Annotated in this window: 14 protein-coding genes; 8 read left to right on the plus strand and 6 right to left on the minus strand. The window is 65.3% G+C overall.

Annotation, left to right across the window (positions count from 1 at the left end):
• Positions 1-4 precede the first annotated feature (4 nt).
• From XI08_RS27950 to XI08_RS27960, 3 genes are all read right to left on the minus strand, one after another.
• Positions 5-862, minus strand: coding sequence for a branched-chain amino acid ABC transporter permease (locus XI08_RS27950; protein WP_025576496.1), 858 nt, complete (start codon positions 860-862; stop codon positions 5-7).
• 99 nt (positions 863-961) lie between these two features.
• Positions 962-2476 carry an amidase gene (locus XI08_RS27955; protein WP_271576839.1) on the minus strand — a complete coding sequence of 505 codons (1515 nt, stop codon included), beginning with the start codon at positions 2474-2476 and terminating at the stop codon, positions 962-964.
• Between the two features lie 165 nt (positions 2477-2641).
• On the minus strand, positions 2642-3826 hold the full coding sequence (locus XI08_RS27960; protein ID WP_271576840.1) for a substrate-binding domain-containing protein: 1185 nt from the start codon (positions 3824-3826) through the stop codon (positions 2642-2644).
• 179 nt (positions 3827-4005) lie between these two features.
• On the opposite strand from XI08_RS27960, the gene XI08_RS27965 reads away from it, so the two are divergent.
• Positions 4006-4449 carry a MarR family winged helix-turn-helix transcriptional regulator gene (locus XI08_RS27965; protein WP_271576841.1) on the plus strand — a complete coding sequence of 148 codons (444 nt, stop codon included), beginning with the start codon at positions 4006-4008 and terminating at the stop codon, positions 4447-4449.
• Between the two features lie 262 nt (positions 4450-4711).
• On the opposite strand, the gene secA is transcribed toward XI08_RS27965, so the two are convergent.
• On the minus strand, positions 4712-7552 hold the full coding sequence (secA, locus tag XI08_RS27970) for a preprotein translocase subunit SecA (protein WP_271576842.1): 2841 nt from the start codon (positions 7550-7552) through the stop codon (positions 4712-4714).
• Between the two features lie 354 nt (positions 7553-7906).
• On the opposite strand from secA, the gene XI08_RS27975 reads away from it, so the two are divergent.
• The 3 genes from XI08_RS27975 (at position 7907) to XI08_RS27985 (ending at position 10575) form a co-directional block, all read left to right on the plus strand.
• Positions 7907-8815 (plus strand): peptidylprolyl isomerase, encoded by a 909-nt coding sequence (locus XI08_RS27975; RefSeq protein WP_027545259.1) that lies wholly within the window; start codon positions 7907-7909, stop codon positions 8813-8815.
• Positions 8816-8917: 102 nt separating this feature from the next.
• Positions 8918-10159, plus strand: a complete 1242-nt coding sequence (argJ, locus tag XI08_RS27980) for a bifunctional glutamate N-acetyltransferase/amino-acid acetyltransferase ArgJ (protein WP_271576843.1) — start codon at positions 8918-8920, stop codon at positions 10157-10159.
• A 5-nt stretch (positions 10160-10164) separates the two neighbouring features.
• Complete coding sequence (locus tag XI08_RS27985) at positions 10165-10575, plus strand: (deoxy)nucleoside triphosphate pyrophosphohydrolase (RefSeq protein ID WP_271576844.1); 411 nt, start codon at positions 10165-10167, stop codon at positions 10573-10575.
• A 115-nt stretch (positions 10576-10690) separates the two neighbouring features.
• Here XI08_RS27985 and XI08_RS27990 read toward each other — a convergent pair whose 3' ends face one another.
• Positions 10691-11539 (minus strand): methyltransferase domain-containing protein, encoded by an 849-nt coding sequence (locus XI08_RS27990; RefSeq protein WP_271576845.1) that lies wholly within the window; start codon positions 11537-11539, stop codon positions 10691-10693.
• A 170-nt stretch (positions 11540-11709) separates the two neighbouring features.
• Between XI08_RS27990 and XI08_RS27995 the strand changes: the two genes are divergently transcribed.
• The 4 genes from XI08_RS27995 to XI08_RS28010 are packed head-to-tail and all read left to right on the plus strand — an operon-like array spanning position 11710 to position 14187.
• Positions 11710-12507 carry a ComF family protein gene (locus XI08_RS27995; protein WP_271576846.1) on the plus strand — a complete coding sequence of 266 codons (798 nt, stop codon included), beginning with the start codon at positions 11710-11712 and terminating at the stop codon, positions 12505-12507.
• Positions 12508-12554: 47 nt separating this feature from the next.
• Positions 12555-12830 carry a glutaredoxin 3 gene (grxC, locus tag XI08_RS28000; RefSeq protein ID WP_271576847.1) on the plus strand — a complete coding sequence of 92 codons (276 nt, stop codon included), beginning with the start codon at positions 12555-12557 and terminating at the stop codon, positions 12828-12830.
• A complete protein-coding gene (locus XI08_RS28005) occupies positions 12827-13705 on the plus strand; it encodes a carbon-nitrogen hydrolase family protein (RefSeq protein ID WP_135174915.1) in 879 nt (292 codons plus the stop codon). The genes grxC and XI08_RS28005 overlap by 4 nt, the downstream gene beginning before the upstream one ends.
• A complete protein-coding gene (locus tag XI08_RS28010; RefSeq protein WP_271576848.1) occupies positions 13702-14187 on the plus strand; it encodes a DUF1178 family protein in 486 nt (161 codons plus the stop codon). Before XI08_RS28005 ends, XI08_RS28010 begins: the two co-directional genes overlap by 4 nt.
• A 121-nt stretch (positions 14188-14308) precedes the next feature.
• Here XI08_RS28010 and XI08_RS28015 read toward each other — a convergent pair whose 3' ends face one another.
• A complete protein-coding gene (locus XI08_RS28015) occupies positions 14309-15208 on the minus strand; it encodes an EamA family transporter (protein WP_271576849.1) in 900 nt (299 codons plus the stop codon).
• Positions 15209-15262 lie beyond the last annotated feature (54 nt).

The raw sequence follows: 15262 nt of genomic DNA on the forward strand, positions 1-15262 counted from the left end.
GTGACTAAACCCCTTTTCCAGCGATGAGGCCCTGCGGCCGGAATTTGATGAAGACAATAGCAAGCACGAAGACGAGGACGTCGGCGACGACGGGCGCCATCACCCATGGCAGCGCGGCACTGAGCGTGCCGATGACGCCGGCGCCTGCGACCGGCCCGATGAAGGAGCCGACGCCGCCGACCATGACCGCGACGAAGCCCTGGATCAGGAAGCGCAGGCCGAGATCGGCGAACAGGCTGAACACGGGCACGATCAGCGCCCCGGCGAGGCCGGCGAGCGCCGCGCCGAAGGCAAAGGTGGCGCCATAGATCAGCGGCGTGGAGATGCCGGAGGCACGCGCCAGCGAAGGGTTTTCCAGCGTGGCGCGGACGCGGAGGCCAAAGCTCGTGCGCGAGAGCAGGAGATAACAGCCGCCCATCACCAGCAGCGTGATGACGATGATAGTGAAGCGCCAGGCCGAGATGTGCATCGCGCCGATGTCGATCGAACCGCCGATCGGCTCCGGCACGGTGAGATAGAAGCCGCCGATCAGCCCGCGCACGGATTCGCGGATGATCAGGCCCAGCGCATAGGTGCCGAGCATCGCCACGATCGGCGCGGCGTAGAAACGCCGGATGATCAGCGCCTCCAGCACGAAGCCGAGCGCGCCGACCACGAAGGGCGCCGCGACCATGCCGGCCCAGATCGGCAGGCCCCTGGCGTAGGCGAGATAGGTGATGTAGGCCCCGAGCAGGACGAACTCGCCCTGCGCGAAGTTGAAGATGCCCATCATGCTGGCGATGATCCCGAGCCCCAGCACGATCAGGACGATGATCGCGCCAAAGCTCAGGATCTCGAACGCCGCGACGAACGCGTTAGCCATTTGGTGGATTCTTGTTTTGACGCGTTTTCTTGACGCGAACCGGCATCCACTTCGCTCGAAAACGCTTCTGTGTTCCGTCCGTCTGCATCAATGCCTCGCTCACATCTTCTTCCAGTCGCCGATCTGCTCGAAAGCGTGCGCGGCGCGATAGATCGTGGATTCCTCGAACATGCGGCCGACCAGCATCAGGCCGACGGGCAGGCCGTCGACCATGCCGCAGGGCAGCGACATCGCGGGATGATGGGTGATGTCGAACGGCGCGGTGTTGCCGATCATCTCCAGCGCACGGGCGACGTAGTCCTCGCGGCTGGCGGTGGGCTCCGGCAGCTTCGTCGCCTTCATCGGCGTGGTCGGCAGCAGCAGGAGATCGTAATCCCTGAAAGCCTTGTCGTAGGCCGCGGTGAGGCGACGGGAGATGTTCAGCGCCTTGCCGTAATAGCGCGGACCGAAATTGTTGTTGATGTAGGTCCCGAGCAGCAGGAACAGCTTAGTCGTCTCCGACAGCGAGTCCGCCTGCCGGCGCCAGCCGCGATGGAAATCCATCAGCGAGGTCGAGTAGAGGTCGGAGCGGGACAGGCCATAGCCGTCGCCATACATCATGGTCTGGGTCATGCCCTCGGTGCCGATCGGCGTCCAGATCGCGGGGCCGACGAGGTGCATCGGGATCGAGACGGTCTCGACGGTGGCGCCGAGATCCTTGAAACGCTTGGCCGCCTCGCGCACGCTCTCGTTCACGGCAGCTTCCGCGGTCGGCTGCTCAAAGCCTTCCTTGAGGATGCCGATCTTCATGCCCTTCACGCCCTGGCCGAGCGCCTTGGTGTAGTCGTCGACCTTGGGCGCCTTGATGCGCGGGTCATAGCCGTCGTCGCCGGCGAGCACCTCGAGCAGCAGCGCGTTGTCGGCAACGGTCGCCGTCATCGGGCCGGTGTGATCGACGAAGATCTCGATCGGCATGATGCCGGTGTAGGGCACGAGGCCCCAGGTCGGCTTCATGCCGTAGGTGCCGCAGAACGAGGACGGCATGCGGATCGAGCCGCCCTGGTCGCCGCCGATCGCCATGTCGACCTCGCCGAGCGCGACGACGACGCCGCTCCCCGAGGACGAGCCGCCGGCCGAATAGCCCATCTTGTGCGGATTGTGCACCGCGCCGACCGCGCCGGTGTGACTGCCGCCGGACATGCAGAAGGATTCGCAATGCACCTTGCCGGCGATCTCGGCGCCGGCATCGAGCATGCGCGTAACGATGGTGGCGTCGAAATCGGGAACGTAGCCTTCCAGTGTGGCCGAGCCGTTCATCATGGGAACGCCGGCGAGCATGATGTTGTCTTTCAGCGCGACGGTCTTGCCCTTGAGCTTGCCGCTGGCGGCGCCCTTCACCGTGGACTTGCGATACCAGGCGTTGCGCGGGTTCTCCTCGGGCGAAGGCCGATAGCCCGGCGTGCGCGGATATTTCACCTCCGGCACTTCGTCCGGCATCGCGCCAACGAGATTGTAGGCTTCGATCGAGCCCTGCATCAGGCCGCGGAACGAGGCGACGTCGTCGTCGGTCAGCGCGAGGCCGCACTGCTCGGCGACGCTGCGAAGTTGGGCGGGCGTTGGAAGGACAACTGTCACGGCGCTCTCCTTGAGGCTTCTTGATCCCTGGCTTTGAATGGAGGCCGCTCGCTCGCGCCTGCACAGCGCGGGCCAATCGGCTTCGCCTCGATATTACAGACGGAAATATTTTCCTTTTCAAGTATTATTTCGAAAATCCGCCGCGCCAGACCGAGCGACCGGATGTCAGAGCGTCTTGATGAGCTTGAAGTCGAGACCGTCCGCCTCGGCGAGGTACATCGGCATCTCGGCGCGGCCATCGCGGATGGTGACGGGTCCGCGGCCCGCCGAATAGACGGTGTTGCGCGCCGCCTTCAGCAGCGGATGCAGGGCCAGTGAGCCGGCACGGTTGGCCACGGACTCCAGGAACCGCAGCCCTTCGTAATTCGACTGGCCGACGGAACCGACAGGCGGCGCGTGCGGGCCGAACATGGCCTGATAGCCGCCGAGGAACTCGTCATTGGCGCGCGAGGCCATGCAGTTGAAATAGCCGGAGGCGCAGAACAAATTCTCGGTGTTGTCGGCACCGATGCCGAGCAGCACGGTCTCGTCCATCGCACCGGCCAGCCGCAGCGTCGCGGTGGCGAGGCCAGCCTCGGCGAAGGCGCGATTGAAGGTGATGCTGTCGGTGCCGATCAGCGAGATCAGCACCACGTCAGGCTTGGCGGCGCGGATGCGCGCCAGATGCGGCTCGTGATTGTCCTCGCCGACGGGGACGAACTCCTCGCCGACGACCTGGCCGCCGGCTTCCCTGATGTAGCGCTTGACCGCGCGATGCGACTGCCAGGGCCAGACGTAATCACTGCCGATCAGGTACCAGCGCGCCGCCTTCTTGACGTCGGCCAGCCAGTGGATCGACGGCCGGCTCTGCCAGCGCGGCGTCTCGCCGATCGCCATCACGCCCGGCGTACGCTCGCCGCCTTCGTAAACCGGCGTGTAGATGTAGGGGATGCGGTTGCCAGTGACCTTGCGCAGCGCGACACGGACGGCGCTGATATGCGAGCCCATGATCAGGTCGACCTCGTCGAAGGCGATCGCCTGCTCGGCGCGCTGCACCACCTCGTCGATCGGGCCGCCGGAATCGTAGATCGACAGCTCCAGCTCGCGGCCCAAAATGCCGCCGCGCTTGTTGATCTCGGCGACAGCCAGCATCGCGCTGTTGGTGGAGGTCGGGCCCCAGATCCCGGGCGAGCCGGTGAAGGTGAGGAAATTGCCGATGCGCAGCTTGTTGCGCGCGCCGCGGCGCTTCATGAAATGCGCGTCAACCGGAGACAGGTCGAAGTCGGCCGCCGATGACGACAGATTCCTGAACAGCAAAGACGGCGGCAACGCCGGGCCGCCGTGAGCCGGGAAGTTTACCGTCGCGCGCACGCCAACTCCTGTCTGGCACCAGACCTGAAAGCACATTGAGCAGGCGGCCGCGGCTTCCGCCCTTTTGTTGGGCAATGATCCTATTTTGAAAATATTGAATATTCAAGAATTGAAGTGCATATAGATGCAGCATTGATTGCAAGACATTCACTCATTTGGGTCAAGACGAAGTCTTAGCCGTGGCAAAACCGTCGAAAGCAAACTCCCCGATCACCGAACACCTCGCCTACCTGCTCGCGCAGGCCAACCGGGAGATCAACCGGCAGCTGGAACTGCGCTTGAGCAAGGAAGGTGTTCCCGTCGAGCAATGGCGCATCCTGAAGGTCCTGTCGGACGGCAACGGCCATTCGATGGGCGAGCTTGCGGACGCCGTCCTGCTCAACCATCCGACGCTGACCAAGATGATCGACCGCATGGTCTCCGACACGCTGGTCTATCGCGTGCAGGATCCGAACGACCGCCGCAAGGTCCTGATGTTCATCTCCGACCGCGGCAAGGTGCTGTGCAAGAAGCTCAACTCGCTCGCGGTCGACCAGGAGGAGCACATCCTGGAGAGCTACGGCGACAAGTCGACGAGCGAATTGAAGCGGCTGCTGGAGAGCTTGATCGACAGCTCGAATTGAGTGTTGGTCTAGCGCACCCTCTCAACGTCGTCCCGGCCTAGTGCGCAATTGCGCACTAGGCCGGGACGACGATGTGGAGAGATGCGCGCCACGCACTCGGCCGTCATCGCCCGATTTAATCGGGCGATCCAGTATTCCAGAGAAGGCTTTGATCGAACCGAGAAGCTGCGGCGTACTGGGTCGCCCGGTCAAGCCGGGCGACGACAGTGGAGATTGAGGCGGGAATGTCGCGCCTCACGCGCGCATGACAGCGAGCTAGCGGTTACGCATACCGCCCGTGGCAGTGCTTGTACTTCTTGCCCGAGCCGCACGGGCAGTCCTCGTTGCGGCCTATCTTGCCCCAGGAGGCCGGGTTCTTCGGATCGCGCTGGGCGGCGTCGGAGGCCGGTGCGCCGAGCGTGACGCTGGCGAGCGCCATCTCGTCCTCGCCGGTGTTGGGGTCGAACTTGTGCGCTTCCATCGGCGGCAGCACCGGGGCTTCCTGCTCCGGCGGGACGATCTCGACGCGCATCAGCTGCGCGGTGACGGCCTCGCGCAGGTGCGCGCTCATCTCCTGGAAGAGATTGAAGGCCTCGGTCTTGTACTCCTGGAGCGGATCGCGCTGGCCGTAGCCACGCAAGCCGATGACCTGGCGCAGATGGTCCAGCATGATCAGGTGCTCGCGCCAGAGATGGTCGAGCGTCTGGAGCAAGATGGTCTTCTCGACGTAACGCATCACGTCGGGGCCCCATTGCGCGACCTTGGCGGCCATGTGCTCGTCGGCGCGGTTCTCGATGCGGTTGAGCAGCTCCTCGTCCGCAATGCCCTCTTCCTTGGCCCATTCGTCGACCGGCAGGTCGAGATCGAGCACGCGCTTGAGCTCTTCCTTCAGGCCGGCAACGTCCCACTGCTCGGCATAGGCATGCTCGGGCACGTGCTTGGCGACGAGGTCGTCGATGAAGGCATGGCGCATGTCGGTGACGGTCTCGGCGACGCTGTCGTCCTTCATCAGGTCGACGCGCTGGTCGAAGATCACCTTGCGCTGGTCGTTCTGGACGTTGTCGAACTTGAGCAGGTTCTTGCGGATGTCGAAGTTGCGGGCCTCGACCTTCTGCTGCGCCTTCTCCAGGGCCTTGTTGATCCAGGGATGGATGATGGCCTCGCCCTCTTGCAGGCCGAGACGCTGGAGCATGCTGTCGAGGCGATCCGAGCCGAAGATGCGCATCAGATCGTCTTCCAGCGACAGGAAGAACTTTGAGCGGCCGGGGTCGCCCTGACGGCCGGAACGGCCGCGCAGCTGGTTGTCGATGCGGCGGGATTCGTGACGCTCGGAGCCCATGATGTAGAGGCCACCCGGCTTCGTCACGGTCTTGGCCGGCTTTGAGCCCTTCGCCGGCTCGATCTCGACGACCTCTTCCGCCTTCAGCACGATCTCGCGGAAGCGCTCGACGTCGGCCTTGATCTGCTCGATCTTCCTCGCCTTCTCGGCCTCGTCCTCGATGCCCGCGGTCTCCTTCGGGATGCGCATATCGAGCGAGCCGCCGAGCTTGATGTCGGTGCCGCGGCCGGCCATGTTGGTCGCGATCGTGATCGCGCCGGGAACGCCGGCTTCGGCGACGATATAGGCTTCCTGCTCGTGGAAGCGCGCGTTCAGCACCGCAAACAGCTTTGCCGGCTTGCCCGCGCGGGCCGCTGCGTAAAGCTTGTCGAGCGCGTTCTCCTTGCCGAAATCGATCTGCTTGTAGCCGTTCTTCTTGAGGAACTCGGCAAGCACTTCCGACTTCTCGATCGACGCCGTGCCGACCAGCACCGGCTGCAGCCGCGAATTGGCGCGCTCGATCTCGGCGAGGATGGCCGAATATTTTTCCTGGTGGGTGCGATAGACCTCGTCGTCCTCATCCAGGCGGCCGACCGGCACGTTGGTCGGGATCTCGACGACTTCGAGCTTGTAGATGTCGAAGAGTTCGTCGGCTTCGGTCAACGCCGTACCGGTCATGCCCGCAAGCTTCTCGTACATGCGGAAGTAATTCTGGAACGTGATCGAGGCCAGCGTCTGGTTCTCGGGCTGAACCTGGACGTGCTCCTTGGCTTCCAGCGCCTGATGCAGGCCTTCCGAATAGCGCCGGCCGGCCATCATGCGGCCGGTGAACTCGTCGATGATGATGACCTCGTCGTCGCGGACGATGTAGTCCTTGTCGCGAGTGAACAGCGTGTGGGCGCGCAGCGCCTGGTTGATGTGATGCACGACGGAGACGTTCTCGACGTCGTAGAGCGACTCGCCCTTGAGCTGGCCGGCGTCGCGCAGCAGCGTCTCGATCTTCTCCATGCCGGCTTCGGTCAGCGTCACCGTGCGCTGCTTCTCGTCGACGTCGTAGTCGGTCTTGTCGAGCTTGGGCAGGAAGCCGTCGATGGTGTTGTAGAAGTCGGAGCGGTCGTCGAGCGGACCGGAGATGATCAGCGGCGTGCGCGCCTCGTCGATCAGGATGGAGTCGACTTCGTCGACGATCGCGTAGAAGTGCGGTCGCTGGACCATGTCCTCGAGCCGGTACTTCATGTTGTCGCGCAGATAGTCGAAGCCGTATTCGTTGTTGGTGCCGTAGGTGATGTCGCAGGCATAGGCCGCCTTGCGCTCGGCATCGTCGAGGCCATGGACGATCACGCCGGTGGTCATGCCGAGGAAGCTGTAGATCTGGCCCATCCAGCCGGAGTCGCGGCGGGCGAGATAGTCGTTGACGGTGACGACGTGGATGCCCTTGCCGGCGAGCGCGTTGAGATAGACCGCCAGCGTCGCCACCAGCGTCTTGCCTTCGCCGGTCTTCATCTCGGCGATGTCGCCCTCGTGCAGCACCATGCCGCCGATCAGCTGGACGTCGAAATGGCGCTGGCCGAGCGTGCGCTTGGCGGCCTCGCGCACGGTGGCGAAGGCGGGCACCAGCAGGTCGTCCAAGGTCTTGCCCTCGGCGAGCTGCTTCTTGAAGTCCGCGGTGCGGGCCTTGAGCTCCTCGTCGGAGAGCTTGATGAGCTCGGGCTCCAGCGCGTTGATCGCGTTGACGCGGGACTGATATCCCTTCACCCGCCGGTCGTTGGCGGAGCCGAAAAACTTGCGGGCGAGCGCGCCGATCATGCCTAGTTCCTGTGTTCGCGAATTAACCGCGTTGCAGCCAAGAAGTTGTCACCTGTCTGCCTATCAACTCACCGTGACGCCCGATGGCGCCAGAGCCCGGACTGCGGGGGATCATCCGCCATATGGGTGGGAATTGGGCAAGTCTGGGTTCAACGGCCAAAAACGCAGCAAAATAAACGCCATCGCCATGGTCGCGACCGGGCAGAGATATGGCCCGGTCAGGGCCTTGTCAACGGCGGGCGCATTGCGGCTAATTCATCATTTTGACAGACTTTTCGCGTTGCCAAGCCCCCCTGAATTGGGCGAGTGTCCGCCCCGCTCGAGCAGCCCCCTGCTTCAACATAAGGATTTTCCATGACCACCTCGTTCCCGGTAACCAAAACCGGCCTGCGCTTCGGGCTCGCCACTGCCCTCGTGGGCTGCCTTGCGCTGGCGCTGATCGCGGGTCCCGGCCGGGCTGCCGACGATCCGGTCCTGGCGAAGGTCAATGGCGCGGAAATCAAGAAGAGCGACGTGGCCATGGCCGAGGAGGAACTCGGGCCGAGCCTCGCCCAGATGGACCCGGCGACCAAGGACGAGAACGTCCTGTCCTTCCTGATCGACATGAAAATCGTCAGCAAGGCTGCCGAAGACAAGAAGGTCGCCGACAGCGAGGAGTTCAAGAAGCGCCTGGCGTTCGCCCGCAACCGCCTCCTGATGGACAGCCTGCTCGCCAACGAGGGCAAGGCCGCCACCACCCCCGACGCCATGAAGAAGGTCTACGAGGAGGCCTCCAAGCAGATCACCGGCGAGCAGGAGGTGCGCGCCCGCCACATCCTGGTCGAGACCGAGGACGAGGCCAAGGCGGTGAAGGCCGAGCTCGACAAGGGCGCCGATTTCGCCGAGCTCGCCAAGAAGAAGTCGAAGGATCCGGGCTCCGCCGACGGTGGCGACCTCGGCTTCTTCACCAAGGAGCAGATGGTGCCGGAATTCTCGACGGTGGCCTTCGCGCTGGAGCCGGGCAAGATCTCCGACCCCGTGAAGTCGCAGTTCGGCTGGCACATCATCAAGGTCGAGGAAAAGCGCAGCCGCAAGGCGCCGGACTTCGAGCAGGTCAAGGCCCAGATCGAGCAGTACGTCACCCGCAAGGCCCAGGCCGACTACGTCGCCAAGCTGCGCACGGAAGCCAAGGTCGAGCGGCTGGACCAGCCGGCGGCGGATGCCAAGCCGGCCGACGCGGCCAAGCCCTCCGACAGCAAGATGGCGCCCCCTGCGAAGAAGTAAGAATTCGCTGTCACTTCACGGACGCCAATAGTATCTAACGTCGCAATGGCCGGGCAAATGCCCGGCCATCTGCATATCCAGACCTCACCAAGGCGCCCCGCGATGTCCTCCCCCGTCTCTCCCCTCGCCCCGAAACACGTTCCCGACATGCCCGTGATCGCGGGCGTCCGCCTTGCGACGGCCGAGGCCGGCATCCGCTACAAGAACCGCACCGATGTGCTGCTGGCGGTGATGGACAAGGGCACCGCGGTCGCCGGCGTCTTCACCAGGTCGAAATGCCCGTCCGCGCCGGTGGAATGGTGCCGCGCCAAGCTGAAGGGCGGCAAGGCGCGCGCCCTGGTCGTCAATTCCGGCAATGCCAACGCCTTCACCGGCAAGACCGGCCGCAGCTCCACCGCGCTGACCGCCAAGATCGCGGCCAAGGCCGTCGGGTGCAGCGAGAGCGAGATCTTCCTGGCGTCGACCGGCGTGATCGGCGAGCCGCTGGACGCGACCAAGTTCGACGGCGTGCTGGGCCGGCTGGCCGAGACCGCCGAGCCCGGCGACTATCTCGCCGCGGCCAAGGCGATCATGACCACCGACACCTTCCCCAAGGTCGCGACTGCGACCGTCAAGTTCGGCAAGGCCAAGGTCACCATCAACGGCATGGCCAAGGGCGCCGGCATGATCGCGCCCGATATGGCGACGATGCTGTCGTTCATCTTCACCGACGCGCCGATCGCGCCGGCCGCCCTGCAGGCGCTGCTCAAGAGCGGCGTCGAGGACACCTTCAACGCGGTGACGATCGACGGCGACACCTCGACCTCGGACACGCTGCTGGCCTTCGCGACGGGCGCTGCCGCCGAGCACGGTGCGCCCAAAATCAGCCGCGCCAGCGATCCCAGGCTGAAGGCCTTCGTCAAGGCCTTCAACCAGGTGCTTGCCAACCTCGCCGAGCAGGTTGCCCGCGACGGCGAAGGCGCGCGCAAGCTGGTCGAGATCACGGTCGAAGGCGCCAAGACCAAGGCGTCGGCGCGCAAGATCGCGATGTCGATTGCGAACTCGCCGCTGGTGAAGACCGCGATCGCCGGCGAGGACGCCAACTGGGGCCGCGTGGTGATGGCCGTCGGCAAGGCCGGCGAGCCGGCCGATCGCGACAAGCTCTCGATCTCCTTCAACGGCATCCGCGTCGCCAAGAGCGGCGCGCGCGATCCTGACTACGACGAAGCGCAGGTGTCGGAGGCGATGAAGGCGCCGGAGATCGCGATCAAGGTCTCGCTGGGCCTCGGCAAGGGCCGCGACCGCGTCATGACCTGCGACCTCACCAAGGAGTATGTCGCGATCAACGGGGATTACAGGTCATAGTCTCCATGACCACTCTCAAGCTCACACTGGTGGTGGCCTGCGCGCTTGTCGACGCCGACAAGCGCGTCCTGATCGCGCAGCGCCCCGAAGGCAAGTCGCTGGCCGGCCTCTGGGAATTTCCCGGCGGCAAACTTGAGCCCGGCGAGCGGCCGGAGCAGAGCCTGATCCGCGAGCTGCATGAAGAGCTCGGCATTACCGTCGCCGAGCCGTGCCTGGCGCCGCTGACCTTCGCGAGCTACGGCTACGAGACCTTCCACCTGTTGATGCCGCTCTATATCTGCCGGCGCTGGGAGGGGATGGTCACGCCGCGCGAGGGCCAGACTCTCGCCTGGGTCCGTGCCAACAAGCTCCGCGACTACCCGATGCCGCCCGCGGACATTCCGCTGATCCCGCATTTGATTGATTTGCTGATGTGAGTTGGCGGTCACCACGCTCTCGGCGTCATGCCCGGGCTTGTCCCGGGCATCCACGTTCTTGGTGCCTCACAACGTGGATGGCCGGGTCAAGCCCGGCCATGACGGAGGAGAGAGTCTACGTCTCCCCCGCCTTCTTCACCGCCTCCGCAAGACTCGCCTTCGCCGACCCCGGCTTGAGCGGCTGCTGCTGGCTTGCATGCGGGGCCCAGCCGGAGAGCCAGATGATGTCGAACGTCGCGCGGATGCGGCCGTCGGCATCGGCGAAGCGCTCGGCATAGATCTCGGCCATCCGCAGCAGCGTCGCGCGCCGGCTCGGCGTGCGGCGGCGTTCGATCAGCACATTGGCCGCGCCCATGCGCCTGATATCCTGCATCAGTGCAAAGGCATTGGCATAGCGCACCACGACACGATCGACGTCAGTGACCGGCAGTGCAAAGCCCGCACGCTGCAACAGCGCGCCGATGTCGCGCAAGTCCGCGAACGGCACCACGCGCGGCGACACCCCGCCCTCGCATTCGGCTTCGGCAGCCGCAAAAGCCTGGCGCAGCTCGGTCAGGCTGTCGCCGCCGATCATCGCGGCCAGCAGCAAGCCATCCGGCTTCAGCGCACGACGGACCTGCGCCAGCACGCCCGGCAGGTCGTTGACGAATTGCAGCGCCAGCGCCGAGACGACGAGATCAAGGCTCTCGGGCGTGAAAGGCAGTTTTTCCTCGCCGGTTTCGCCAAGTGCAATCCGCTGAAGTGACGGCAGCCGCGCGCGCAAGGCCTCGAGGCCCTCACCGGGCGTCCAGAGATCGGCCGAGGCGTGAAACTCCCGCATCACCGCGGCGAGCCGGTCGGACATGTCCTCGGCGACGCGATCGAGCAGGAAGCTCACGGCGCCTTGTGCCTGCGCACGGCGCTGCCGCGCGTGCAGCAAGGCACGATCGAACAAAGCGGGCGGGGTTTGCGGGGTCTGAGCCATGCCGCTGGTTACGCCGATCAAGCTCCTTCTGGCAATCGCTCTCGTGCCCCGGACGCGCAGCAGCGCACCGCCGCTGGACGATGCTTCGCATCGCCAGGGTGGCGTTGCGCTGCGTCCGGGGCACGAGAGCGTGGCTTGAGCCCACGCCGACGTAACGCTAGCCTTCCCCCATGGAAGCCGACGCCGCCCCTTCCCGTTCGATCACTGCCCCTCTGCGTGCCGCATGGACGGCCGGCCGTCACGCGTTGGCGCGCGCGGCACGGCTGACGCTCGACATCGCGCTGCCGACCTTGTGTGTGTCCTGCCGCGAGCCAGTCGATGGCGAGGGCGTTTGCGCGGCCTGCTGGGCGCGACTGTCGTTCATTGAACGGCCCTATTGCCCGCGCCTTGGCATCCCCTTCGTCTACGACCCCGGCCCGGACATGCTGTCGATGGAGGCGATCGCGAGCCCGCCGGCCTACCAGCGCGCGCGAGCAGCCGTGCGTTATGACGACGTCGCGCGCACGCTGGTGCATGCGCTGAAATACCAGGACCGCACCGATCTGGCGCCCGCCATGGGCCGCTGGATGGCGCGCGCGGGCGGCGAGCTGCTCACCGGGGCCGACATGCTGATTCCCGTGCCCCTGCATTGGCGACGGGCCTGGCGGCGACGCTACAACCAGTCCGGAGCGCTGGCGCGAAGCATCGAGCGGCAGAGCGGCGTCAAGGTACGCGGCGAGATGCTGCGCCGGGTGCGCGCCACCGAGCAGCAGATCGGCCTGTCGCGGGCCCAGCGCGCCACCAATGTGCAGGGCGCATTCCAGGTATCTCCCGACCGTCAGGCCGAGGTGCAGGGCCGCCGTATCGTCCTGATCGACGACGTCCTGACGTCGGGTGCGACGCTGGATGCCTGCGCCCGTGCCTTGCTGCGCGCCAAAGCGGCCCAGGTGGACGTGCTGGTCTTTGCCCGGGTTGTGGAGACCCGGTAAAGTCCCATATAATTCAATGAATTCATGACATGAGAGCGCCAGACAAGATGACCGACGCTGTCGAGATCTACACCAGGCCGGGCTGCGGCTATTGTTCCGCGGCCAAATCGCTGCTGACCCGCAAGAAGGCGACCTTCACGGAGTTCGACATCGCCAGGAACCCGTCCTGGCGCGAAGAGATGTACGACCGCGCCGGCAAGGGCTCGACCTTCCCGCAGATCTGGATCGGCGGCAGTCATGTCGGCGGTTGCGACGACCTCTACGCGCTCGATCGCGAGGGCAAGCTCGACGGCTTGCTCGAAAGTGTGAAGGCTGAATCATGAGCGACAACAGGACCTTCACCGCCGCGATGGTGCAGATGCGCACCGGCCTGATGCCCGAGCCCAGCCTCGCGCAGGCCACCAGGCTGATCCGGCAGGCTGCGGCCAACGGCGCCGACTACGTGCAGACGCCCGAAGTCAGCAACATGATGCAGCTGAACCGCAAGGCGCTGTTCGAGCACCTCCAGAGCGAAGAGAACGACACCTCGCTGAGGGCTTATCGCGCGCTCGCGGCGGAGCTGAAGATCCACATCCATGTCGGCTCGCTGGCACTGCGTTTCTCGGATGAAAAAGCGGTCAACCGCTCGTTCCTGATCGGGCCCGAGGGCGATGTGCTCGCGAGCTACGACAAGATCCACATGTTCGACATCGAGCTGCCGGATGGCGAGAGCTATCGCGAATCCGCCAACTACCAGCCGGGTGAGACCGCCGTGATCTCCGACCTGCCCTGGGGCCGGGTCGGGCTGACGATCTGCTACGACGTGCGCTTCCCCGCGCTCTACCGCGCGCTGGCCGAGAGCGGCGCGTACTTCATCACCGTGCCCTCGGCCTTCACGCGCAAGACTGGCGAGGCGCATTGGCACGTGCTGCTGCGTTCGCGCGCGATCGAGACCGGCTGCTTCATCTTCGCTGCCGCGCAGGCCGGCCTGCACGAGAACAAGCGCGAGACCTATGGCCACTCGCTGATCATCGACCCCTGGGGCGAGATCCTCGCCGAAGGCGATGTCGAGCCCGGCATCATCATGGCCAAGATCGATCCGGCCAAGGTCGAGACCGCCCGCCGCGCGATCCCGTCGCTCCAGCACGGCCGTCGCTTCGGCGTCGCCGACCCCAAGGCCGGGCCGGATCATCTGCATCTGGTACGGGGATCGGCATGATCCGCTACGCGCTTCACTGCGACCGCAACCACGCATTCGAAAGCTGGTTCCAGAGCTCGTCGGCCTACGATTCGCAGGTGAAGCGCAAGCTCGTGACCTGCCCGATCTGCGGCTCGGCCAAGGTCGAGAAGGCGATCATGGCCCCGCGCATCGTCGGCAAGAAAGGCCGCGGGCCCGCCACGCCTCCGCCGGAGCCCGCCGCCGCAACCGCCCCGCCCGAGGCTGCGCCATCGGGACCGACCTCGCTGATGATGGCGCAGGAGCGCGAGCTGCGCGCCAAGCTCAAGGAGCTGCGCGACCACATCGTCAAGAACGCCGACAATGTCGGCGAGCGCTTCCCCAACGAAGCCCGCGCGATGCATTACGGCGACAAGGAGCACCGCCCGATCTACGGTGAGGCCTCGCCCGAAGAGGCGAAGTCGCTGATCGACGAAGGTATCGAGGTGTCGCCGCTGCCGACGCTGCCGGAAGACAGGAATTGACGCGCGAAGCGCGTCATCCCGGGATGGTCCGCAGGACCAGACCTCAGATGCGCAATTGCGCATCGGGGGATCTCGAGATTCCGGGTTCGCCCTTCGGGCGCCCCGGAATGACTGCCTGCGGCTACACTCCCACCAGCACCGCCACGCCGACCACGATCAGCGCGATGCCAAAGATCTCGCGTGGCGCGATCGGCTGCTTGAACGAGTAGTACGCCACGCCTTGTGCGAACAGCACCTCGATGAGGGCGAGCGTGCGGACATTCGCGGCCGCGGTCAGCGCGAACGCCAGGAACCAGAACTGTGAGGAGAAGGCGCCCATGAAGCCGGCGAACAGCGACGGCTTCCACAGGCCAAGGATCGCCTGCAGGATCTTGGGCGCGCGCCAGAGCAGGTAGATCGTCAGAATCAGAGTCTGCACGAACAGGCCCAGCACCAGCGTGAAGGACGCCGCCGTCACGAAGGACACGTTCGGCACCGTGATGATGGCGCCGCGGAAGCCGACCGCGGACAGCGCGAACGCCGCGGCCGCCACAAGCCCCAAAATGGTCGGCTTCAGCTCGGCAAAGCTTTTCTCACCGCCGGGCCGCAGCGCCGTGATGACGACGCCGACGGTCGCAACCACGATCGCCAGTACCTTCAGCAAGGTGAGATGATCGCCGAGGAAGACGAAACCGAAGATCGCGGTCTGGATCGCCTCGGTCTTGAGGTATGCCGTCGTCACCACGAAGGAGCGGTCGTTCATCGCCAGCAGCATCAACCCGGTGGCGACGATCTGGCTGAGCGCCCCGAGCAGCAGCCAGGGCCAGAACACCGACGGCGGCATGCCGAGATGATCGCCGGTCGCGACCAGCACCACGCCGAGAAACAGCAGCGAGAACGGGAAGCCGAACAGGAAGCGGATATTGGTCGCGCCCCACGTCCCCAGCGGCTTCGTCAGCGACCGCTGCATCGCATTGCGCGCGACCTGGCCGGACGCGGCAATGACGGTGAAGGGAATCCAGAGGCTGGTGATGGCGAGCATGGGGGGGGGCGGCGGTGGGAGGAGCTAAAGATTGCGGCCAACCTGCCGCCAGCA

The organism is Bradyrhizobium sp. CCBAU 11361 (assembly GCF_028128935.1).
GTDB classification, from domain to species: Bacteria; Pseudomonadota; Alphaproteobacteria; order Rhizobiales; family Xanthobacteraceae; genus Bradyrhizobium; species Bradyrhizobium niftali.

What these genes read in the sequence shown, in the direction of transcription:
- XI08_RS27950 (WP_025576496.1), bottom strand. Translation starts at nt 862, where the DNA reads ATGGCTAACGCGTTCGTCGCGGCGTTCGAGATCCTGAGCTTTGGCGCG.
- secA (WP_271576842.1), bottom strand. Translation starts at nt 7,552, where the DNA reads ATGATCGGCGCGCTCGCCCGCAAGTTTTTCGGCTCCGCCAACGACCGG.
- XI08_RS27975 (WP_027545259.1), top strand. Translation starts at nt 7,907, where the DNA reads ATGACCACCTCGTTCCCGGTAACCAAAACCGGCCTGCGCTTCGGGCTC.
- argJ (WP_271576843.1), top strand. Translation starts at nt 8,918, where the DNA reads ATGTCCTCCCCCGTCTCTCCCCTCGCCCCGAAACACGTTCCCGACATG.
- XI08_RS27985 (WP_271576844.1), top strand. Translation starts at nt 10,165, where the DNA reads ATGACCACTCTCAAGCTCACACTGGTGGTGGCCTGCGCGCTTGTCGAC.
- XI08_RS27990 (WP_271576845.1), bottom strand. Translation starts at nt 11,539, where the DNA reads ATGGCTCAGACCCCGCAAACCCCGCCCGCTTTGTTCGATCGTGCCTTG.
- XI08_RS27995 (WP_271576846.1), top strand. Translation starts at nt 11,710, where the DNA reads ATGGAAGCCGACGCCGCCCCTTCCCGTTCGATCACTGCCCCTCTGCGT.
- grxC (WP_271576847.1), top strand. Translation starts at nt 12,555, where the DNA reads ATGACCGACGCTGTCGAGATCTACACCAGGCCGGGCTGCGGCTATTGT.
- XI08_RS28005 (WP_135174915.1), top strand. Translation starts at nt 12,827, where the DNA reads ATGAGCGACAACAGGACCTTCACCGCCGCGATGGTGCAGATGCGCACC.
- XI08_RS28010 (WP_271576848.1), top strand. Translation starts at nt 13,702, where the DNA reads ATGATCCGCTACGCGCTTCACTGCGACCGCAACCACGCATTCGAAAGC.
- XI08_RS28015 (WP_271576849.1), bottom strand. Translation starts at nt 15,208, where the DNA reads ATGCTCGCCATCACCAGCCTCTGGATTCCCTTCACCGTCATTGCCGCG.